General features: G+C 69.1%; 19 protein-coding genes and 1 pseudogene. 1 reads left to right on the top strand and 19 read right to left on the bottom strand.

Annotated elements, in window-relative coordinates:
• The 19 genes from dnaE to mraZ all read right to left on the bottom strand — a co-directional run.
• The coding region (gene dnaE, locus ACK5IN_RS09150; protein ID WP_416895881.1) for a DNA polymerase III subunit alpha at window positions 1-1,722 on the bottom strand (1,722 nt) is incomplete at its 3' end.
• A 90-nt stretch (window positions 1,723-1,812) separates the two neighbouring features.
• Window positions 1,813-2,733 (bottom strand): RluA family pseudouridine synthase, encoded by a 921-nt coding sequence (locus ACK5IN_RS09145; RefSeq protein ID WP_416895880.1) that lies wholly within the window; start codon window positions 2,731-2,733, stop codon window positions 1,813-1,815.
• A gap of 1 nt (window position 2,734) precedes the next feature.
• Window positions 2,735-3,499 (bottom strand): signal peptidase II, encoded by a 765-nt coding sequence (gene lspA, locus ACK5IN_RS09140; protein ID WP_416895879.1) that lies wholly within the window; start codon window positions 3,497-3,499, stop codon window positions 2,735-2,737.
• 9 nt (window positions 3,500-3,508) lie between these two features.
• Window positions 3,509-4,111: a DivIVA domain-containing protein gene (locus tag ACK5IN_RS09135; protein ID WP_416895878.1), complete on the bottom strand. Its 603-nt coding sequence runs from the start codon at window positions 4,109-4,111 to the stop codon at window positions 3,509-3,511.
• 122 nt (window positions 4,112-4,233) lie between these two features.
• A complete protein-coding gene (locus ACK5IN_RS09130) occupies window positions 4,234-4,533 on the bottom strand; it encodes a YggT family protein (protein ID WP_416895882.1) in 300 nt (99 codons plus the stop codon).
• A 12-nt stretch (window positions 4,534-4,545) separates the two neighbouring features.
• On the bottom strand, window positions 4,546-5,001 hold the full coding sequence (locus ACK5IN_RS09125; protein WP_416895877.1) for a cell division protein SepF: 456 nt from the start codon (window positions 4,999-5,001) through the stop codon (window positions 4,546-4,548).
• A 33-nt stretch (window positions 5,002-5,034) separates the two neighbouring features.
• Window positions 5,035-5,736 (bottom strand): YggS family pyridoxal phosphate-dependent enzyme, encoded by a 702-nt coding sequence (locus ACK5IN_RS09120; protein WP_416895876.1) that lies wholly within the window; start codon window positions 5,734-5,736, stop codon window positions 5,035-5,037.
• Window positions 5,737-5,760: 24 nt separating this feature from the next.
• The gene (ftsZ, locus tag ACK5IN_RS09115; RefSeq protein ID WP_416895875.1) at window positions 5,761-6,930 is read right to left on the bottom strand and encodes a cell division protein FtsZ; all 1,170 of its coding nucleotides are present in this window, start codon (window positions 6,928-6,930) and stop codon (window positions 5,761-5,763) included.
• A 173-nt stretch (window positions 6,931-7,103) separates the two neighbouring features.
• Window positions 7,104-8,045: an FtsQ-type POTRA domain-containing protein gene (locus ACK5IN_RS09110; protein ID WP_416895874.1), complete on the bottom strand. Its 942-nt coding sequence runs from the start codon at window positions 8,043-8,045 to the stop codon at window positions 7,104-7,106.
• A gap of 2 nt (window positions 8,046-8,047) precedes the next feature.
• Window positions 8,048-9,463: a UDP-N-acetylmuramate--L-alanine ligase gene (gene murC, locus ACK5IN_RS09105; RefSeq protein ID WP_416895873.1), complete on the bottom strand. Its 1,416-nt coding sequence runs from the start codon at window positions 9,461-9,463 to the stop codon at window positions 8,048-8,050.
• Window positions 9,464-9,622: 159 nt separating this feature from the next.
• Window positions 9,623-10,696: an undecaprenyldiphospho-muramoylpentapeptide beta-N-acetylglucosaminyltransferase gene (murG, locus tag ACK5IN_RS09100; RefSeq protein ID WP_416895872.1), complete on the bottom strand. Its 1,074-nt coding sequence runs from the start codon at window positions 10,694-10,696 to the stop codon at window positions 9,623-9,625.
• Window positions 10,693-11,901: a putative lipid II flippase FtsW gene (ftsW, locus tag ACK5IN_RS09095; RefSeq protein WP_416895871.1), complete on the bottom strand. Its 1,209-nt coding sequence runs from the start codon at window positions 11,899-11,901 to the stop codon at window positions 10,693-10,695. Before ftsW ends, murG begins: the two co-directional genes overlap by 4 nt.
• On the bottom strand, window positions 11,855-13,396 hold the full coding sequence (gene murD / locus ACK5IN_RS09090) for a UDP-N-acetylmuramoyl-L-alanine--D-glutamate ligase (protein WP_416895870.1): 1,542 nt from the start codon (window positions 13,394-13,396) through the stop codon (window positions 11,855-11,857). Before murD ends, ftsW begins: the two co-directional genes overlap by 47 nt.
• Window positions 13,393-14,502: a phospho-N-acetylmuramoyl-pentapeptide-transferase gene (gene mraY, locus ACK5IN_RS09085; RefSeq protein WP_416895869.1), complete on the bottom strand. Its 1,110-nt coding sequence runs from the start codon at window positions 14,500-14,502 to the stop codon at window positions 13,393-13,395. Before mraY ends, murD begins: the two co-directional genes overlap by 4 nt.
• On the bottom strand, window positions 14,499-15,932 hold the full coding sequence (locus tag ACK5IN_RS09080) for a UDP-N-acetylmuramoyl-tripeptide--D-alanyl-D-alanine ligase (protein WP_416895868.1): 1,434 nt from the start codon (window positions 15,930-15,932) through the stop codon (window positions 14,499-14,501). Before ACK5IN_RS09080 ends, mraY begins: the two co-directional genes overlap by 4 nt.
• A 36-nt stretch (window positions 15,933-15,968) precedes the next feature.
• The gene (locus ACK5IN_RS09075; RefSeq protein WP_416895867.1) at window positions 15,969-17,744 is read right to left on the bottom strand and encodes a peptidoglycan D,D-transpeptidase FtsI family protein; all 1,776 of its coding nucleotides are present in this window, start codon (window positions 17,742-17,744) and stop codon (window positions 15,969-15,971) included.
• Between the two features lie 18 nt (window positions 17,745-17,762).
• Entirely contained in the window at window positions 17,763-18,341 is a 579-nt protein-coding gene (locus ACK5IN_RS09070) for a hypothetical protein (protein WP_416895866.1), read from the bottom strand.
• Window positions 18,338-19,291 (bottom strand): 16S rRNA (cytosine(1402)-N(4))-methyltransferase RsmH, encoded by a 954-nt coding sequence (gene rsmH / locus ACK5IN_RS09065; RefSeq protein WP_416895865.1) that lies wholly within the window; start codon window positions 19,289-19,291, stop codon window positions 18,338-18,340. Before rsmH ends, ACK5IN_RS09070 begins: the two co-directional genes overlap by 4 nt.
• A 106-nt stretch (window positions 19,292-19,397) precedes the next feature.
• Window positions 19,398-19,829 (bottom strand): division/cell wall cluster transcriptional repressor MraZ, encoded by a 432-nt coding sequence (mraZ, locus tag ACK5IN_RS09060; RefSeq protein WP_416895864.1) that lies wholly within the window; start codon window positions 19,827-19,829, stop codon window positions 19,398-19,400.
• Between the two features lie 202 nt (window positions 19,830-20,031).
• On the opposite strand from mraZ, the pseudogene ACK5IN_RS09055 reads away from it, so the two are divergent.
• Window positions 20,032-20,377 (top strand): annotated as a pseudogene (locus ACK5IN_RS09055) (transposase domain-containing protein); the annotation flags it as partial.

Below are 20,377 nucleotides of genomic sequence, written 5' to 3'. Positions count from 1 at the left end.
GAGGCCGAGCGACTCGCACGCGGGGTAGTCGAACTGGGTGACGATCTGGCCGTCCTGCTCCCGCTTCCTGATCGGGATGATGTCTATGAGCTGCTCGCTCGACATGATGACGCCGGCTGCGTGCACGCCCCACTGGCGCTTGAGGCTCTCGATCCCCACCGCCGTGTCGAAGACGGTCTTGGCCTCGGGGTCGGTCTCGATCAGGGTGCGGAACTCGCCCGCCTCCTTGTAGCGCGGGTGCACCGTGTCGAACATTCCCTCCAGCGGCATGTCCTTGCCCATGACCGCGGGCGGCATCGCCTTGGTCAGCCTCTCCCCCATGCTGAACGGGAAGCCCAGCACGCGCCCCGCGTCCTTGAGCGCCTGCTTGGCCTTGATGGTGCCGTAGGTGACGATCTGGGCGACGCGCTCATCGCCGTACTTCTCGGTGACGTACTGGATCACCTCGCCACGGCGACGGTCGTCGAAGTCGACGTCGAAGTCGGGCATCGACACGCGCTCGGGGTTGAGGAATCGCTCGAAGATGAGGCCGTGCTGCAGCGGGTCGAGGTCGGTGATCTTCATCGCATACGCGGCCATCGAGCCCGCGCCCGACCCGCGGCCGGGACCCACGCGGATCCCGAGGTCCTTTGCCCAGTTGATGAAGTCGGCGACGACGAGGAAGTAGCCGGGGAACCCCATCTGCACGATCACGTCGGTCTCATACTCGGCCTGGCGTCGCACCTCGTCGGGGATGCCGGACGGGTACCGTTCGTGCAGCCCCTTCTCGACCTCCTTGATGAACCATGACTGCTCGGTCTCGCCCTCGGGCACCGGGTACCGGGGCATGAAGTTGGCGGAGGTGTCGAACGCGACCTCGCACCGCTCGGCGATCAGCAGCGTGTTGTCACACGCCTCGGGGTGGTCGCGGAAGATCTGCCGCATCTCGGCGGGGGTCTTGATGTAGTAGCCGTCGCCGTCGAACTTGAAACGCTTCGGGTCGTCGAGGGTCGACCCCGACTGCACGCACAGCAGCGCGGCATGGCTGTTCGCGTCGTGCTGATGCGTGTAGTGCGAGTCGTTCGTGGCGACGAGGGGGATGTCCAGATCCTTGGCGATCTTCAGCAGGTCGGGCATGACACGACGCTCGATGTCGAGGCCGTGCTGCATGATCTCGCAGAAGTAGTTGTCCTTGCCGAAGATGTCCTGGAACTCGGCGGCCGCTGCCCGCGCGGCGTCGTACTGCCCGAGCCGCAGACGCGTCTGCACCTCGCCCGACGGGCAGCCGGTCGTCGCGATCAGGCCGCCGCTGTACTTCTGCAGCAACTCGCGGTCCATGCGGGGCTTGAAGTAGTATCCCTCGATGCTCGACAGACTCGATAGCCGGAAGAGGTTGTGCATGCCCGCGGTGCTTTCGGACAGCAGTGTCATGTGGGTGTAGGCACCCGATCCGGACACGTCGTCGTTGCTCTGCTCGGGACCGCCCCACCGCACACGGGACCGATCCGAGCGGTGCGTTCCCGGGGTGACGTACGCCTCGATGCCGATGATGGGCTTGACGCCTGTGTTCTTCGCCGCCGCGTAGAACTCGAAGGCCCCGAAGGTGTTCCCGTGGTCGGTGACGGCGATCGCCGGCATCCCGTGCCTTTCGGCCTCCTCGACCATCGATCCGAGCCGGGCGGCTCCGTCGAGCATCGAGTACTCGCTGTGCACGTGCAGATGAACAAAGGAATCGGATGCCACGCCTCCACTCTAAGGAGCAGCTCCGACACCGTCGGCTGCCTCGGCCGGTTCGCGCGATTCCCGCCTCACTCTCAACGTGAGGTCGAAGGATCACTCGCCGCGCAGCACCGTCAGGGCGTGTGCCAGATCGGCCGGATAGTCCGAGGTGAACGTCACCCAGTCCCCCGTCAGAGGGTGCGCGAACGACAGCTCGTGCGCGTGCAGCCACTGCCGGATGAGGCCCAGCTTCGCCGACAGGGTCGGGTCCGCACCGTACAGGGGGTCGCCTACGCAGGGGTGACGGTGGGCAGCCATGTGCACCCGGATCTGGTGGGTCCGCCCCGTCTCCAGGTGGATCTCCAGCAGTGATGCGCCTGGAAACGCCTCAAGAGTCTCGTAGTGCGTCACCGAGTCCTTGCCGTCGGCGGTGACCGCGAACTTCCACGAGTGCGAGCGGTGCCGGCCGATGGGTGCGTCGATGGTGCCGGCGAGCGGATCGGGATGGCCCTGCACGACGGTGTGGTAGATCTTGTCGACGGTGCGCTCCTTGAACGCGCGCTTGAGTGTCGTGTACGCCCGTTCGCTCTTGGCCACGACCATGAGCCCGCTGGTCCCGACATCCAGCCGATGCACGATGCCCTGACGCTCAGCCGGTCCGGTCGTCGCGGTGTGCACGCCGGCCGCGGCCAAGGCCCCGAGTACGGTCGGGCCCTCCCATCCCGTCGAGGGATGCGCCGCCACGCCGGCCGGCTTGTCGACGACGACGATGTCGTCGTCCTGGTGCACGACCCCGAAGTCCGGCACCGCCAGCGGAACAACCTCGGGTGCGCGCTTGTCCTCCCACGTCACCTCCAGCCACGAGCCGGGGGGCAGCCGGTCGGACTTGGCTGCGGAGCGTCCGTCGACGGTGACGCCACCGGCATCCGTCACCTCGGCAGCGAACGTGCGCGAGAAGCCGAGCATCTTCGCCAGCGCTGCATCCACGCGCGTGCCAACCAGGCCGTCCGGGACGGGCAGACTGCGCGCTGGCATGTCAGCCGTCGCTGCGGCGCTCGTCGTCCGCAGCCAGCCGGCGAGCGACCCGGTCGGCCTCGCGCTCGACCTCGCGCTGCTCCCGGTCGCTCAGCGGCGGCAGGCCACGCTCGTCTGCGGGCACGCCGGCGTCCGGGTCGGCCGCGGGGAACTCGTCGCCGAACCCGGCGACCGCTCCGTCGGGCGGGAACTCGTCGCCGTCGGCACCCAGCAGGGTGGCGTGGTCCTTCTCGTCCTTCTTGTCACGATCACGCGATCCGTCCAAGTGCACCCCCAAGAGCACGAGCAGTGCCACAACGATCATGCAGCACACGATGAACATATCGGCGACGTTGTATATCGCCGGCATCATCCAGGGCGTCGAGATGACGTCGACGACGTGACCCACGCCGAACCCGGGTGGGCGGAACAGCCGGTCGCCGAGGTTACCCAGCACACCGCCCAGCAGGAGGCCCAGCACGATCGCCCAGGTGCGGGAGCGCACCTTCACGATCAGCAGCACCACGATCGCCGCCGCAACCGCCGCGAGGGCGATCGTAAACAGCCAGGTGACGTCCTCGCCGAGCGAGAAGGCCGCGCCGGAGTTTCGGACGTAGTAAAAGATCAGGAAGTCACCGAGCACCGGCACCGGCGTCTGATAGGGCAGGCTTGTGACGACCCACACCTTGGTGAGCTGATCGACGGCGAGGACGACGGCTGCCAGCAGCAGCGCCCCGGCGCAGAGCAGTGCCGCGCGGCGCCGCGAGGGCGGAGTGCGGTCGGTCAAGAGCGCCGGCTACAGACCGATGGTCGACACCGGGGCCGACCCGGAGGAGACCGCCTTCGCGTCGAGGTCCCGCAGCTGGCCCTCGATGTAGGTGCGCAGCTGCTGCCGGTAGTCGCGCTCGAAATCGCGCAGTTCGCTGATGCGCGTCTCGAGCGACGAGCGCTCCTCGTCGAGCCGGGCGATCTCGTCTCGCCCCTTGGCCTCGGCCTCGGACACGATGGCCGTCGCCTGCGCCTGCGCATCGGCGATCAACTGGTCGCGCTGGGCCTGACCCTCGGCGATGTGCTCGTCGTGCAGGCGCTGTGCCAGCTCGATGATGCCCGCGCTCGCCGCCGCAGGTGCCGCCGAGGCGTCTGCGGCGGGCGCCGCGGCGACCGGGTCCTCGCTGGTGACCGGTGCCGCTTCGGGCACCGCTGCGACCGGGGCGGGGGCGGTCGCGCCGGACTCGAGCGCGGCGACCTTGGCCTTCAGCTCTTCGTTCTCGGCGATGGTCTTGCGCCATTCGACGACGATCTCGTCCAGAAAGTCGTCGACCTCATCCGGGTCGAACCCCTCCTTGAACCGCACATGCTGGAACTGCTTGGTGACGACGTCATCGGGCGTGAGTGCCATTTTTCGATCCTCTTCCGGGGTCACTTTCTCGATGTCGGCGCACCCAGCGAAGCGGGCACGTCATCCCGCAAGCATAGCCGCGGCTTCGGGGTGTGTCGAAGGCGCGCGCACGCGCGCCGTCGTCACGCGGACAGGGCGCGTGTCACCCCGAGCAGGATGAAGCAGGCGAACATGACGATCGCGAATGCGAAGTCGATCGCGATGCCGCCGATCCGCAGCGGCGGGATGAACCTGCGCAGCAGTTTGATCGGCGGGTCAGTGATCGTATAGACGACCTCGGCGAGCACGAGCATCGCACCCCGCGGACGCCACTCACGATTGAACAGCGGGATGTAGTCCATGATCAGCCGCGCGAGCAGCACGACCACGTAGAGGAGGATGAGCGTGTTGAGGATCGCGGCGACGAGGCGCAGCAGGTCCAGGGACACGCTGGGCTACGACTGCGCTAAGGCGGGCTCGGCGTCGCCCTGGGCGATCGAGCCTTCGCCAGACACCGCGATGTTCTCGGGCGACAGCAGGAACACCTTGCTCGTGACCCGCTCGATGCGCCCGTACAGGCCGAGCGACAGCCCGCTGGCGAAGTCGATGAGGCGGCGCGCATCGGCATCGCTCATCTGCGACAGATTGATGATGACGGGTACGCCCTCGCGGAAGCTCTCGGCGATGGTCTGCGCATCGCGGTACTGCTTCGGGTGTACGGTCAGGATCTCGCTGAGCGGACCGGCGGCCGGCTGACGCACGACGGCGGGGCGGCGCAGCGGCGTGATCGGGGCTGGCTTCGCCTCGGTCTCGTGACGCGTCGACCGGGCGGGCTGAGCCTCCGGCTCGTCGTACGGCTCCTCGTCGGCGAGTCCCAGGTAGACCATGGTCTTCTTCAGCGGGTTCGACATCGCATCCTCCAAATATCGCTGTCTGTTCCGAGGTTAACCGCCCGCGGGGCGCGGGCCCGTGATTGCCGTGCCGATACGAAGGTGTGTCGCGCCGACCGCGATCGCCTCAGCGAAGTCTCCGGTCATACCCGCCGATATCCAGACGGCGTCCGGTGCGACCGTGCGCACGCCGTCCGAGACGGTGCGCAGCCGCGAGAAGGCGGATGCGGGCGGCTCGTCCAGCGGCGCGACCGCCATCACCCCGCGCAGGCGCAGGCTCGGGGCGGTCAGCACCTGTTCGGCGAGCTCCACGGCGCCATCGGGCGCGACCCCGCCCCGCCCCGGGTCGTCTGTCAGGTTCACCTGCAGCAGAACGTCCACGATCGGATCGCCGGGCCCGGCGGCCGCGTCGAGACTGCGGACGAGACGCGCACGGTCGACCGAGTGCACGGTGAGGGGAACGATGGATGCCGCCTGCCGCAGTGCGCGGGCCTTGTTGGTCTGCGCCTGGCCGATGAAGTGCCAGTGCAGCCCGGGCAGTTCGGTCCCGACGGCATCGATCTTGGCGGTGAGCTCCTGCTGTCGGTTCTCGCCCACGGCCGCCACGCCGAGCACGTGCAGTGCACGCACCAGCTCGGGCGGGTGGAACTTGGTGACGACGATGCGCGTGATCTCTGCCGGGTCGCGCCCGGCATCGCGAGCGGCGTCGGCGACGGCCGCGTCAACGGCGGCGAGCCGCTCGCCGAGGGTGTCCATTCGATTCCTGAGCCCGTCGAACGGCTACTTGAGGAAGTCGGGGATGTCGAGGTCGTCGTCTCCGAACGGCGAGTCGGCACCTGCCGGCTCGGCGACGGCGGCGACCGACACCGTCTCACGCTGTTCGACGACCTGCTCGCCGTCGGCGGACTCCACGACGTCGATCTCCTCATCGAGGGTGACGGCGACCGCGGGAACGGCCGGCGCCTGCCGCTGGGCCGTCACCGGGTCGGTGCGCAGCGACGGCTCCCCGCCGTCGAAGCCCGCCGCGATCACAGTCACCCGCACCTCGTCGCCGAGCGTGTCGTCGATGACCGTGCCGAAGATGATGTTCGCCTCGGGGTGCGCGGCCTCCTTGACCAGCTGCGCGGCGTCGTTGATCTCGAAGATGCCGAGGTTCGAGCCACCCTGGATCGACAGCAGCACGCCGTGGGCACCTTCGATCGACGCCTCGAGCAGCGGCGACTCCACGGCGAGCTCGGCAGCCTTGATCGCACGGTCGGCCCCACGGGCCGAGCCGATTCCCATGAGCGCCGAGCCGGCGCCCTGCATGACGGACTTGACGTCGGCGAAGTCGAGGTTGATGAGGCCCGGAGTCGTGATGAGGTCGGTGATGCCCTGGACACCGGCAAGGAGCACCTGGTCGGCGGTGGCGAACGCCTCGATCATCGAGATGCCACGATCACTGATCTCCAGCAGCCTGTCGTTGGGCACCACAATGAGGGTGTCGACCTCTTCCTTCAGCCGGGCGACGCCCGTCTCGGCCTGCTGCTGGCGGCGACGGCCCTCGAAAGAGAATGGCTTGGTCACGACGCCGATGGTCAGCGCACCGATCGACTTCGCGATCTTGGCGACGACCGGGGCACCGCCGGTGCCCGTGCCCCCGCCCTCGCCGGCCGTGACGAAGACCATGTCGGCGCCGCGCAGCGCCTCCTCGATCTCTTCGGTGTGGTCCTCGGCCGCGCGGCGGCCGACCTCGGGGTCGGCGCCTGCGCCGAGACCGCGCGTGAGCTCGCGACCGACATCGAGCTTGACGTCGGCATCGCTCATCAGCAGTGCCTGGGCGTCGGTGTTGACGGCGATGAACTCGACGCCGCGCAGGCCGAGCTCGATCATCCGGTTGACGGCGTTGACACCGCCGCCTCCGACGCCGACCACCTTGATGACGGCGAGGTAGTTCTGGTTCTGGCTCATGCCGGCCTCCGTGCCCTTCACACTGTGTTCCGCGTCCGGAGAACCTTCAACCTCAACAAGAGAGTTAAAGTATTGCCCGGTATGCATTTCCTGATTGAGAAGGTATGTGCCCCGGTGGCTCCTGCCGGGAGCGGTATGGGCGTGTCGCGACATCCACGGCCAGCACCGCGTGCTCAGCGGACGATGATCGCCTCCGGCGACGACACGTCGTACATGCTCACGTCGCTCGGCGGCCGGGTCTGCATCATCGTCTCGAGCACGAGTGCCTTCTTCGCCGACTGCTCGGCTCCGCCCCACACGATCGTCGTGCGTGTCTCGGCGAGGGTCAGCGTCACATCGTCGGGCGAGGACGCAGTGACGCCGGTCACCTGGGGGCGGATCGTCTCCGGCAGGGAGCGGATGACACGCCCCACCGCCGTGAAGGCGGCGGTCTGCGCCCCCCCGGCGACCTCGATGACCGGCTGGCCGGGTGGGACCTCCGCAGTCGTCGACAGTGCCACACCGGCAGCATCCACGAGCGTGTATCCCGCCGCGGACGGGACGACGCCGACCGGCGTGCGCTCGACGATGCGCAGCACGAGGTCGTGCGGCGGCTGCGCCTCGAGGCTGTACGTCTCGATGAGGGGAAACGCGACGAGCGCGTCCTTCACCTCGCTGTCATCGACGAGCGGCAGCGGGCGCCCCACCTGGCCGGCCAACGCCGCCTGCACCTCGGCGGCATCGAGAGCGTCGGCACCGACGACGGTGATGCGCTCCACCGCGAACAGCGGGCTATAGGCGGCACCGAGGGTGCCGAGCACGAGCACGACGAGTGCGGCGGCCGCACCGATCCACACCATCCTGCGGCGGCGGGAGTGCGCGGTGAAGCGGCGCACCTCGCCGCGCAGCGCCCGGCGCCGTGCGCGTGCCGCACCCCATACGTCGCGCAGTCGCGCCGAGGGAGCGTCGACCGCATCGGCGGCGACCTCCGGATGCGCCGTGGGCAAGGGCAGCGGCGCGTGCGGCTGCTCCCCGACCGGGTGCTCCTCGACCGGGGGTTGCTCGACCGCCAGCGGCGTCGGCTGCGGCGCACGCGGCGACGCCGGCGCCTCCGGAAGCGGGGTGGGCCGACGCATCCCTACTCTCCCTCGCTCCCGGCGCGGTCCCTCGCGGCCAGCGCCTCGAACAGCTGCGGGACCAGCAGGTTGACGTTGCCACAGCCGAGAGTGACGATGAAGTCCCCCTCGCGGGCGATCGACGCGGTGTGGTCGGCCGCCTCCTGCCAGTCGGGGATGAACCGCACGCGTGCGGGATCTGCGAACGCCTCGCTCACCAGTGCGCCGGTGACGCCGTCGACGGGGTCCTCCCGCGCGCCGTAGACATCGAGCACGACCGTCTCGTCGGCGAGCTCCTCAAGCACCTCGGCGAACCACGGCGACATCACCGCCGTCCGCGAGTACGTGTGCGGCTGGTGCACTGCGATGATGCGGCCCTCGCCCACGACGCTGCGCGCGCCTGCCAGGGCTGCGGCGACCTCGGCCGGGTGGTGCGCGTAGTCGTCGTACACGCTCACCCCCCGCTGCACACCGTGCAGCTCGAACCGGCGCGCCGTGCCGGCGAACGGCTCGACCGCCCGCACCGCAGACTCGAGCTCGTGGCCGAGGGCGATGAGCACCGCGATCGCACCGGCCGCGTTGATCGCATTGTGCACTCCTGGCACGGCGAGCCGCGCGGCGACGGTCCGCCCCGCATGCGACAGCGTGAAGGCGACGGGGCCGTCGGCGACGACGTCGCTCAGGCGCACATCTGCCGTGGCATCCATCCCGAACGTCACGACGTTCTCGTGTGCGATCCGCCCGCGGATCCGCCGTGCCCCCGGATCGTCCGCCGAGATCACGACGGCCTCGCGCGCATCGTCCGCGAACCGGACAAACGCGGCGTAGAAGTCGTCGTCGCTGCCGTAGAAATCGACGTGGTCGGGGTCGACGTTCGTGATGAGGGCCACCGACGTGTCGTAGAGCAGGAACGTGCCGTCCGACTCGTCCGCCTCGACGACGAAGAGTTCATCGGCGCCACTCCCGCTGGAGGTGCCCAGCTCGGCGATCACTCCCCCGTTGACGAAGGCCGGATCGGCCCCCAGACGCTGTAGCGCGGTGACGATCATCCCGGTCGAGCTGGTCTTTCCGTGGGCGCCGGCGACCGCTACGAGGCGGCGACCGCCGATGAGCCAATGCAGCGCCTGCGAACGGTGGATGACGTGCAGGCCGCGTTCTTTGGCGAGCACGAACTCGGGGTTCTCGGGCCAGATCGCACCCGTGTGCACGACGGTGTCGGCGTCGCCGAGGTGGCGGGCGTCGTGCCCGACGAACACCGTCGCACCGAGGGTTTCGAGCTCGCGCAACCCGGGGCTGTCGGCGCGGTCGGAGCCCGAGACCCGGATTCCCCGCTTCAGGAACATGCGCGCGAGACCCGACATGCCCGATCCGCCGATGCCGATGAAGTGCGCGGCGTGGATCTCGTCGGGGATCGGCAGGGTCAAGTCGGGTCGGATCATGGCCTGTCAATCCTAGGTTGGCACGCGGATGCCGCGGCTCCGGCGCGCTGTGTGCAGACTGTGTATCGGCCGATTGCGTCGACACATTGACACTCGGAACGTTCGTCGCCCCGCAGGGCGATCCCGCGCGGCAGAAGGCGCAGCGCGCGGGCGGCTGACTCAGCGACCGAGAGCCTCATCGATCAGGGCGACGACGTTCTCGGTGCCGCGCAGCGTGCCGACCGTCGCTGCCGCGCGATGCATCCGGTCCCTGCGCACGGCGTCCTGCAGCAGTGGGACGACCTCGGTGCGCACACGATCGCCGGTGAACTCCGCATCCGGGATGAGCAGTGCCGCACCCGCCTCGACCGCAGCATGTGCGTTTCGCGCCTGCTCGCCGTTGCCGACCGCGTAGGGGACGAAGACGGCCGGGATGCCGAGGGCCTCGATCTCACTGACCGTCGCCGCTCCCGCGCGAGCGACGATCGCGTCGGCGAACGCGTAGGCCAGGTCCATCCGATCCTCGTAGCGGGGAGCGACGTGGCCGGGCTCGCTCGCCTGCAGCCCGTCACGCTGTTCGCCGGTGAGGTGCACGAGCTGCCAGCCCGCGGCGAGCACGTCGCGGGAGGCATCGGCGAACGCGTCGTTGAGGCGCTGCGCACCGAGCGAGCCACCGAACACCAGCAGGGTCGGCATGTCGGGGTCGAGGCCATAGTGCGCGGCCGCCTCCGGGTGCAGCGCTGCTCGGTCGAGTTCGACGAGCTCGCGCCGCATCGGCATACCGACCACCCTGGCCCCTTTCAGCGGCGTGCCGACGAAGGCCACACCGACCGCGGCCGCCGAGCGCGCGCCGAGACGGTTCGCCAGCCCCGGCAGAGCATTGGCCTCGTGGATGACGACGGGCACCCGTTCCCGACGCGCCGCCACATACGCGGGTGCCGACGCGTACCCGCCGAACCCGACGACCACATCGACCCGGCGAGACGCGAGGTGTGTGCGCACCTGCTGGACGGCACGGCGGAACCGCACCGGGAACCGCAGGGCCGCGCCGTTCGGGCGTCGAGGGAAGGGCACCTTGTCAACGAGCAGCAGCTCGTAACCGCGGTCGGGCACCAGACGCGCCTCCAGGCCCTCTTTCGTCCCGAGCACCAAGACCTCGGCATCGAGTTCCCGCGCACGCAGCGCGTCGGCGACGGCGAGCAGCGGGTTGACATGGCCGGCGGTGCCGCCGCCGGCGAGAAGGTACGTCGTCACCGTTCGAGGGTACCCGCGGTGCGCGTGGCAGGGAGCGTGCGCGCGAACGACAGCAGCACGCCGGAAGCGATCAGCACCGACACCAGCGCTGTACCGCCCTGAGACATGAACGGCAACGGCACCCCGAGCACCGGGAACAGCCGCAGCACCACGCCGACGTTGATGAGCGCCTGACCCACGATCCAGACCGTGATCGCCCCCGACACGATACGCACGAAGGGGTCGTCGGTCTTCCGAATGACGTGGAACGCACCCACCGCGAAAAGCGCGAACAGCGCGAGGACGACGGTGCACCCGATGAGGCCCAGCTCTTCGCCCACGATCGCGAAGATGTAGTCGTTCGCAGCGGCCGGCAGCCAGTCGTACTTCTCCTTCGAGTTGCCGAGTCCCAGACCGAAGATGCCGCCGCCGGCCAGCCCCCAGATGCCGTGCAGCGGTTGGTAGCAGCTCAGCTCGTAGTCGTCGAGACAGTTCGGGTTCAGGAAGCTCGTGATGCGGCGCATGCGGTCGGGGCTCGCGATGGCCAGCACGGCGACGGCCAGCACCGACAGCACCAGCGGAATGATGAAGATCCGCAGCCGCACCCCGGAGAAGAACAGGGCGCCGAGCGAGATGAGGAAGAGCACCATCGCCGTACCCAGGTCATGCCCGGCCATGACCGTGGCGATGACGAGCCCGGCAACCGGCACCGCGGGGATGAACACGTGTCGCCACAGCCCGAGCAGCGTCTGCTTGCGGAACAGCACGTACCCCAGCCAGAGTGCGAGGGCGAGCTTGAGGAACTCGGAAGGCTGGGCGGTGATGCCGCCGATCTCGACCCAGTTGCGGTTGCCGTACAGGTCGTAGCCGAGCGGCGTGAACACCAGCAGCTGGAAAGCGACGGCGCCGAGCAGCGCCGGCCACGCGGCCCGCTTCCAGAAGCGCACCGGCAGTCGGCTGGCGATGAACATCAGCGGAACCCCGAGGAGCGCGAAGACGCCCTGTTTGAGCACGGCCTCGAACGGGTCGCCGGCCGTGGCAGAAGTCGCCGACAGGATCATGACCAGTCCGAAGCCCGTCAGCAGCAACGCCGTCGACGCGATCAGCAGGAACTCGCTGGAGACCGGCGCGAAGATGCGCCCGAGCGAGACGCGCGCCGCGAGGCCTTTGCGCCCGGGTTCAGGCGCGTCGGCCGGCCGAGGGCGCGGTACCGTGCTGGTCACCATTCCCCTTCCCGATCCAGTTCCGCACCGCGGTCGCGAAGCGCTCGCCCCGATCCGTGTATGACGCGAACTGGTCGAAAGACGCCGTCGCAGGGGCTAGGAGCACCACGTCCCCCTCGTCGGCTGCCTCGGCCGCCAGTTCGACGACACGGGCCATGACGTCTTCAGTTTCATCGTGGTCGACCTCGAAGACGGGCACATCGGGCGCGTGTCGCCCGAACGCCGCCACCACCTCCGTGCGATCGACGCCCAGGACCACCGCGGCCTTGACCCGCTCACCCCGGGCGGCGACGAGGTCGCCGATGTCGACACCCTTGAGCAGGCCGCCCACGACCCAGATCGCGCCGGGATAGGCCGCCAGCGACGACGCCGCCGCGTGCGGGTTGGTCGCCTTCGAGTCGTCGACCCACGTGATGCCGTCGGCCACGGCGACGACCTCGATGCGATGGGGGTCGAGCCGGAAATCGACCAGTGCGTCGTGCACCGCCTGCGCAGGCACGTCGAGCGCGCGCGCGAGGGCGCTGGCGGCGAGGATGTTGGCCACGATGTGCGGAGCGGCCAGTCCGTGCTCAGCGAGTTCGGCGACGGTCGTCAGCTCGAGCGCGCTCGTGCGCCGGTCTGCGAGGAAGGCCCGGTCGACGAGGATCCCGTCGATCACCCCCAGATCGCTGGGTCCGGGCGCACCGAGATCGAAGCCGATCGCGCGCGCGCCCTCGACGACGTCGGCGTCCTCCACCATCCGCATCGTCGCGGCGTCGGCCTTGTTGTACACGCAGGCGACGCGCGTGTTGTCGTACACGTGAGACTTCGCCGCACGGTATCGCTCGAACGATCCGTGCCATTGTAGGTGGTCGCCCGCGAGGTTGAGGCATACCGCCGCGTGCGGCGACACCGGGTCGGGACCGGCCTGCAATCCCAGATACCACAGCTGGTGGCTGGAGAGTTCCACGACCAGCACGTCGAAGCCGGCGGGATCGCGTACGGCATCGAGCACCGGCACGCCGATGTTGCCGCAGGGCGCGGCGCGCAGGCCGCCCGCGAGCATCATGCTGGCGGCCAGGCGCGTCGTCGTGGTCTTCCCGTTCGTACCGGTCACGAACACCCAGTCCGCCGGCGTGCCGTCGTCGCGCACGACCTTGTCGCGCACGCGCCACGCGAGCTCGATGTCGCCCCACAGCGCTACCCCGGTCTCGCGCGCCCACGAGACGACCGGATGCTGCGGCACGAAGCCAGGCGAGGCGATCACCACCTCGGGGGCGAACGCCACCAGTGCGGGCGGCACACCGTCGAGCGCGCCCTCGTGCAGGCGCGCACCGATGACCGGGAGCAGTCGTGCGTACTCCTCGGACGCGGACTCGGTCACCACCAGCACATCGGCCCCGAGTTCGGCCAGCGTGTCGGCGACGGAGAACCCGGTGACCGACAGTCCGAGCACGGCGACGCGCAAGCCCGCCCAGTCCGCGCTCCAGCTGGTGAGGGTGTCGAGACGGGAGGTCATGTGCGGGCGAGCCACTCGACGTAGAACAGTCCGATTCCGGTGACCGCCAGCATCCCGGCAATGATCCACATGCGCACGACGATGGTGATCTCGGGCCAGCCGCGCATCTCGAGATGGTGGTGGAACGGGCTCATCAGGAACAGCCGCTTGCCGCGGGTCAGCTTGAAGTACAGCCGCTGCAGGATCACCGATCCGGGGCCGATGATGTAGACGCCCGCGAGCAGCACCGCGAGCACCTCGGTGTGCGTGAGGATCGAGAGGGCCGCGATGACGCCGCCGATGGCCATCGAGCCGACGTCGCCCATGAAGATCTGTGCCTTCGGCGCATTCCACCACAGGAACCCGACGAGTGCGCCGACGAACGCGGCCGCGACGATCGCCAGGTCGAAGGGGTTCGCCGTGGGGTAGCACGCGTCGCGCGTCGCCGGGTCGAGGAACGCGCTGGTGCACACCTGGTTGAACTGCCAGAAGGCCAGCAGGCTGTAGGCGCCGACGACGAAGACGCCGGCACCCGCCGCAAGACCGTCCAGCCCGTCGGTGACGTTGGTGCTGTTCGACCACGCGACGCCGATGAACGAGACCCACAGCAGGTAGAGGAACCAGCCGATGACGGGGCCGAGCACGAAGAACCACAGCCATGGCACGTCGCGCACGATGGAGACGTACGGCGAGGCGGCGGTGGCCCCGCCGGTCGTGGGGACGGTGAGGGCGAGAATACCGAAGGGCACCGTGACGATGATCTGGCCGATGACCTTTCGCCACCCGGACAGGCCGAGACTGCGCTGATGGCGCACCTTCATGAAGTCATCGATGAAGCCGACGACCCCGAACCCGACCATCATCCACAGCACGAGCAGGCCCGAGATCGTGGGCGGATTGGCGCCGACGACGCATCCGACGAAGTAGCCGACGACGGTCCCAGCGATGAAGATCGTGCCGCCCGCGGTGACGGTTCCGCGCTTCGCTGCGTGGCTGGGATTCTCGATGGCCTCGGGGGTGCGGATCACCTGCCCCCAGCCCCAGCTGCGGAACAGCCGGACGAAGACGGGCGTCAGGAAGAGCGTGAACGCGACCGAGATCGCCGCTGCGGTCAGAAGTGATCTCACGAGAAGTGTCCTCCCAGACGATCGCCGAGGACGCGCAGGCCCGCCGCGTTCGACGACTTCACGATGACCCGGTCGCCGTCGCGCAGCTCCCCGACGAGGTAGTCGTAGGCTTCGTCGACGGTGCCGAAGAACACTGCCTCGCTGCTCCACGAGCCTTCGGCGACGGCGGCCAGATAGATCCGTCGCGCGTCCTCGCCCACGACGACGATGCGCTGGATGCGCAGCCGCACCGCCAGCTCGCCGATGCGATCGTGCTCTTCGCCGGCGAACTCGCCGAGCTCGCTCATCGCACCGAGCACGGCCACGGTGCGCTGGTCGCTGCCCGTGATCTGCGCGAGCGTGCGCAGTGCGGCGGCGACCGAGTCGGGGCTCGCGTTGTAGGCGTCGTTGATGATGCGCACCGACGCGGAGCCCATCGGCTGCATGCGCCAGCGCTCGGCGATCTCGACGGTCGCCAGGCGATCCACCGCCGCATCAAGCGGTACCCCGAGGGCCGTCGTCGCAGCGATCGCCGCGAGGGCGTTGCCGACGTGGTGCTCGCCGATGACCCGCAGGTGTAGCGTCCGCGATCGGCCGTCCGCCGTCACCGTGAACGTAGTCCCCTCGGCGGTGGCCCGGATGTCGGAGGCCCGCACGTCGGCTCCATCGCCGCGTCCGAACCACCGCACACGCACCTGCCGATCCGCCGCGATCGCCGCCATCGCCGCCACCCGGGGATCGTCGGCGTTCAGCACCGCGACACCGCCGCGCTGGATCCGCTCCACCAGCTCGGCTTTGGCCGCGGCGATGGCCTCCAGGCCGCCCTCGCCGCCCGCGTGCGCCTTCCCGACCATGAGGACCACGCCCACATCCGGTTCGATGAGCGCGGCGAGCCCGCCGATGACGCCGCTCAGCGAGGTGAACTCGCCCTGGCCGCGGGCGCTGAGCTCGCTCACGAGGAATCGCGTGTCGTTCGTGACCCGCAGCATGGTGAGCGGCGCGCCGACCTCGTTGTTGAGCGAGGCGCGGGGTGCGACCGTCTCGCCTTCATCGCTGAGAATGCGGGCGATGAGGTTCTTCGTGGTCGTCTTGCCGTTCGAGCCCGTAATGCCCACGACGCGCAGCGCGCCGCGCTCGCGCACGCTCGCGACGACGGCACGCGCGAGAGCGGCGATCGCATCGAGGACGTCGTCGACCACGATCTGGGACACATCCGCGTCGACGACGCGCTCGACGATGGCCAGTACGGCACCCAGCTCGACGGCTGCCGAGACGAAGAAGTGCCCGTCGGAATGCTCTCCCGGCTTGGCGACGAAGACGTCGCCGGGCCCGATCTGACGCGAGTCGGTGTCGACGAGCCCCGACACCACCGTCTGGCCGTCATCACCGCGCGCTGCGACGAGCCGCCCGTTCACGATGGCGGTGATCTCGGCGAGGGACAGGGCGATCATGGATCCTCCGGAGAATCGGTGCGGTAGCGCACCGACTCACTGATAGACGGGGAGTGTGGCGGCCGGCGTCGTGGAGGGCAAGACGCGGTAGGTCTTCATGACCTGGGTCATCGCCTTCTGAAATCCTTCGGCATCGGCCGAAGAAGACTTTACCTTGGTGGGCTCGTCCAGGGTGATGGCGACGATGTACTCCGGGTCCTCAGCGGGCGCGAAGCCGATCATGAGCGTGTACCAGACGCCCGACTTGTAGTTCCCGTTGCCGTCGGTCTTCTGGCCCGTGCCCGACTTCATCGCCACCCGGTAGCCGGGGACGTGGATCGCGTCGGCGTAGCCCGCCTGCAGGTACACGTTCTCGAGCATCGTCGTCACCTGCTGCGCCGACTGCTCGCTGATGACGCGCACCGGTTCGGGCAGGTCGGGCTCGACGACCGTGCCGTCGGTCTTCGTGCACGACTCGATCAGCCGCAGGGGCACGCGCACACCGTCGTTCGCGATGGCGCTGTACGCCCCCATCAGCTCCGGGATCGTCGTGGCCACGCCCTGACCGTAGTTCGTGTCGTAGAGCTGCTGATTGTCCCACTGCGATGCCGGGTAGAGCGTGCCCGCTGCCGCTGCGGGGAAATCCACGGCGCTGCCCTGACCGATGCCGAACTTCTTCAGGTACTCGTAGCGCGTGGCCGGGTCTATGCGTTCGCTGAGACGCGAGATGCCCACGTTCGACGAGTCGACGAGCACGCCATTCAGGGTGTAGTTGTACGTCGGGTGACCCGACATGTCGCGCACGACGGCGCCGTTGGCGAACTCGACGCGCCACGGTGCCTCGATGGTGGTCATGGGCGTGAGCCCAGCGCCGTCGACCAGCACGGCGGCTGAGAGCGCCTTGAACGTCGAGGCCGGCTCGAAGGTGTCCTGGAAGATGCGGCTGCGCAGGAACGAACCCTCGGCATCGAACTCGTTGGGGTCCACCGTCGGATACTCCGCCGCCGCGCGGATCTTGCCCGTCTTCGCCTCGATGACGGTGATCGTACCGCTGATCGAGGCGAACTTCTGCACCTGCTCCGCGATCAGCTGCTGCATGTACCACTGCAGATCGGCGTCGACGGTCAGCCGCAGTGTGCCGCCGTCGACGGCCGGCGTCTCCTTCTTCGTACCCGGGATCACGACTCCGTCCTGCCCCCTCTCGAACGTCTCTTCCCCGTCCGTGGCGGCCAAGCACTGGTCCTGCGCCAGCTCGAGCCCCTCCAGGGGTGTTCCGTCGACGCCGACGAACCCGGTGAGGCTGCCCGCGACGGCACCCTGCGGGTACACGCGGGACGGCTGCGAGGTGAAGCTCAGGTAGGGCAGGCCGAGTTCGGCGAGCGCCCGGTACTGCTCGGTGCTCAGGCCGCGCGCGAGGTAGGCGAACTGCGACTCGGGGTCGTCGGCGAGGGCGTCGGCGACGATGCTCATCACCTCTTCGGCGGTCTGCCCGGTGATCGCCGAGATGTCGGCTGCCGTCTCGGGCCAGGGCACCTCGACCTTCTCCCCGCCGCGTGTGATCTCACGCGGCGTGACGTTCACGGGTGAGAACTGCGCGTCGTAGCGCACCGTGCTCTGCGCGAGGATCGTGCCCGAGACATCCGTGATCGCGCCGCGCGTGCCCTTGAGCGACACCGTCCCGCCGATCTTCGTGAGCGAGTCCTTCACGTGCTGGTCGGCGCTGACGATCTGGATGTCGACCAACCGGATCCCGAACGCGACGAGCACCGCGAAGACGACGCCGAGCGCGACAACCGTGCGGCGACGGGGGCTGCGCGAGCTGCGAGTGGTCATGCGGGCGTCTCCATCCGGTCAGCGCGTCGTCGGGGTGGGCAGGCCGTCGGTGAGGGGGGGCGGAAGGGTCGAGTCGGCATCGGCCTCTGCGGACTCGACGGGGGCCGTCGGAACTCCTTGGATGGTGGCGTCCGGTGCGGTGATCAAGGGTGTCTGGGCGACGATCGCATTGGGCACGGCGCTGTTGTCGAGCGCACTGATCGACGAGCGGTACCCGGCCGCGGTCCCGCTGCCGAGGATCGCACCGTCGCTGAGCCGCACGTACGTCGGCGACTCGTTGACGACCATTCCGAGCGACTCCGCATTGGCCGCCAGGTACTGGGGCGAGCTCAGCCCGGCGATCGCATCCGTGAGCGACTGCTTCTGCCACGTGAGCTCGCGCTGCTGCTGGGTGAGCTCGCTCACCCGGTACGTCGATTCGGTGGTGGCGATCGACAGGCCCATCTGCACGGCAGCGATCGCCAGTGCGCCGGCGAGCGCAGTCAGGGCGTACACGATGCGCGGGCGACGCCGCCGCGCCCGGGCGAGCGGTCGCAGTGTCCGTCGCCGAGCGGCGGACTCACCCAGCGGTTGAAACGCCTCGATGGCGGCGCTCATGCAGACGGCCTCACTCGTTCGGCGGCGCGCAGGCGCACCGGGGTGGCGCGGGTGTTGCGTTCCCGCTCTTCGTCGTCGGCGAGTTCGGCCCCCTTGACGAGAAGTCGGAACCGCGGGGCGTGCTCGGGCAGCTCGACCGGCAGCCCGCGCGGGGCCGTCGATGCGGTCTGCGCGGCGAAGACGCGCTTGACGAGACGGTCCTCGAGCGACTGATACGCGAGGACGACGATCCGCCCGCCCACGTCGAGCGACTCCAGCGCGGCGGGCAGCGCGCGTTCGAGCACGGTGAGCTCGTCGTTGACGGCGATGCGCAGCGCCTGGAACACACGCTTGGCGGGGTGCCCAGAGCGCTGCGCGGCAGCCGGTGTCGCCGCCGCAATGATCTCGACGAGCTGACCGGATCGCTCGATCGGCGCGTCCTCCCGGGCATGCAGGATCGCCCGCGCGTAGCGCGCGGCGAGCTTCTCCTCGCCGTAGTGCTCGAAGAGCCGGCGCAGCTCGCCCTCGCCGGCGGTCGCCAGCACGGCGGCGGCGGTGCGCCCCGGGGTCTGGTCCATGCGCATGTCGAGCGGCGCATCCTTGGCGTACGCGAACCCACGCTCGGCGAGGTCGAGCTGCAGCGAGGAGACGCCGAGGTCGAACAGGATGCCGTCTGCGGCCTCCACGCCCGCGGCGGCAAGCGCCGCCTCGATACCGTCGTACACGGTGTGCACGAGGGTGAGTCGGTCGGCGAACCGGGCGAGCCGCTCGCTCGCGATGCGCAGCGCATCGGTGTCGCGGTCGAGACCGACGAGATGCAGCCCGGGGAACTGCTCGAGGAAGGCCTCGGCGTGGCCGCCCATACCCAGGGTCGCGTCCACGAGCACGGCGCCGTCGCGCTCGAGCGCAGGGGCGAGCAGCTCGACGCAGCGGTCGAGCAGCACAGGAGTGTGGATGTCGCGGGCTTCCATGACTGGCGGCGGGTTTCCGGGCCTCGGGCCCCGATCCCCCTCCGCTCCGACCTGGCGCCGGGGAAGTGCGTCAGGGCATGAGCGGCGAGAGATCGCGGCCCGCGGATCAGAACAGTCCCGGGTACACCTCCTCCTCGAGCTCGGCGAACGTGTCCTCGTTGGCAGCCGTGTAGGCCGCCCACCGGTCGGCGTTCCAGATCTCCGCGTGGTCGCCGACGCCGGCGACCACCAGCTCCCGCCCCAGGTCGGCGTATGCACGCAACGCGGTGGGAATGGTGACGCGGTTCTGACTGTCGGGCTTCTCGTCGCTGGCGGCGGCCAGGAACATGCGCAGGAAGTCACGGGCGCGCTTGTCGCCCATCGGCGCTTGGCGCATGCGCCCATGCACGCGCTCGAACTCTGCGGCGCTGAACACGTAGAGGCAGCGTTCCTGTCCGCGGGTGATGACAACGCCGTCCTCGAGTTCGCGACGAAACTTCGCCGGCAGGATCAAGCGCCCCTTGTCGTCGAGCTTGGGGGTGTGTGTACCCAGCAGCATCCGGGATCCCCCCTCCGTCCGGCCCATCGAAGTACCTCCAATTTACTCCACTTCACTCCATTTGCCTACTATTTCCCTCCACAAGTCCTCCCCCACTCCCCGCGTGCACAAAAAAACACCGACCCGAAGATCGGTGTCTCGTGGGATGTCAGGGCTAGCCCCAATACCGTTCAGTTGAGGTTGCGCGGTGTGGTTTGGTGGCGTGCCGCGTGCTGGATGGAACAAGCCTGAGGCCGAGCGTCGCCTGTCGGAGCTGGTCTCGGTTGGCGCGCTGACGCGGGTGCTCCCGCCGGCGTTGGTCGATGAGGTGATCGCTGAGGCGGGCCGGACCGAGCGGCGTCATCGCGCGTTGCCGGCTCGTGTGATGGCTTGCTTCTCGATCGGGATGGCGTTGTACTCCGAGTTCGTATGAGGACGTTCTCGCACAGCTGACTGATGGGCTGTCGTGGGCCTCTGGGTGGACAGAGAGTTACTCACCGCCGAGCAAGTCCGCGATTTTCCAAGCCCGTGCTCGGCTGGGTACCGAGCCGCTGACCGCGTTGTTCGAG

It is taken from the genome of Microbacterium sp. (assembly GCF_047971895.1).
In the GTDB taxonomy this organism is placed as follows: domain Bacteria; phylum Actinomycetota; class Actinomycetes; order Actinomycetales; family Microbacteriaceae; genus Microbacterium.
The sequence above is the reverse complement of the archived record's forward strand: the minus strand, read 5'-3'. Positions and strand labels throughout refer to the sequence as shown.

Excerpts from the sequence above, each read along its gene's own strand:
- ftsZ (WP_416895875.1), bottom strand. The coding sequence starts at position 6,930 with ATGAGCCAGAACCAGAACTACCTCGCCGTCATCAAGGTGGTCGGCGTC.
- ACK5IN_RS09075 (WP_416895867.1), bottom strand. The coding sequence starts at position 17,744 with ATGACCACTCGCAGCTCGCGCAGCCCCCGTCGCCGCACGGTTGTCGCG.
- ACK5IN_RS09080 (WP_416895868.1), bottom strand. The coding sequence starts at position 15,932 with ATGATCGCCCTGTCCCTCGCCGAGATCACCGCCATCGTGAACGGGCGG.
- murD (WP_416895870.1), bottom strand. The coding sequence starts at position 13,396 with ATGACCTCCCGTCTCGACACCCTCACCAGCTGGAGCGCGGACTGGGCG.
- murC (WP_416895873.1), bottom strand. The coding sequence starts at position 9,463 with ATGATCCGACCCGACTTGACCCTGCCGATCCCCGACGAGATCCACGCC.
- rsmH (WP_416895865.1), bottom strand. The coding sequence starts at position 19,291 with ATGGAAGCCCGCGACATCCACACTCCTGTGCTGCTCGACCGCTGCGTC.
- ftsW (WP_416895871.1), bottom strand. The coding sequence starts at position 11,901 with ATGGTGACCAGCACGGTACCGCGCCCTCGGCCGGCCGACGCGCCTGAA.
- ACK5IN_RS09110 (WP_416895874.1), bottom strand. The coding sequence starts at position 8,045 with ATGCGTCGGCCCACCCCGCTTCCGGAGGCGCCGGCGTCGCCGCGTGCG.
- ACK5IN_RS09070 (WP_416895866.1), bottom strand. The coding sequence starts at position 18,341 with ATGAGCGCCGCCATCGAGGCGTTTCAACCGCTGGGTGAGTCCGCCGCT.
- ACK5IN_RS09135 (WP_416895878.1), bottom strand. The coding sequence starts at position 4,111 with ATGGCACTCACGCCCGATGACGTCGTCACCAAGCAGTTCCAGCATGTG.
- mraZ (WP_416895864.1), bottom strand. The coding sequence starts at position 19,829 with ATGCTGCTGGGTACACACACCCCCAAGCTCGACGACAAGGGGCGCTTG.
- ACK5IN_RS09145 (WP_416895880.1), bottom strand. The coding sequence starts at position 2,733 with ATGCCAGCGCGCAGTCTGCCCGTCCCGGACGGCCTGGTTGGCACGCGC.
- ACK5IN_RS09125 (WP_416895877.1), bottom strand. The coding sequence starts at position 5,001 with ATGTCGAACCCGCTGAAGAAGACCATGGTCTACCTGGGACTCGCCGAC.
- ACK5IN_RS09120 (WP_416895876.1), bottom strand. The coding sequence starts at position 5,736 with ATGGACACCCTCGGCGAGCGGCTCGCCGCCGTTGACGCGGCCGTCGCC.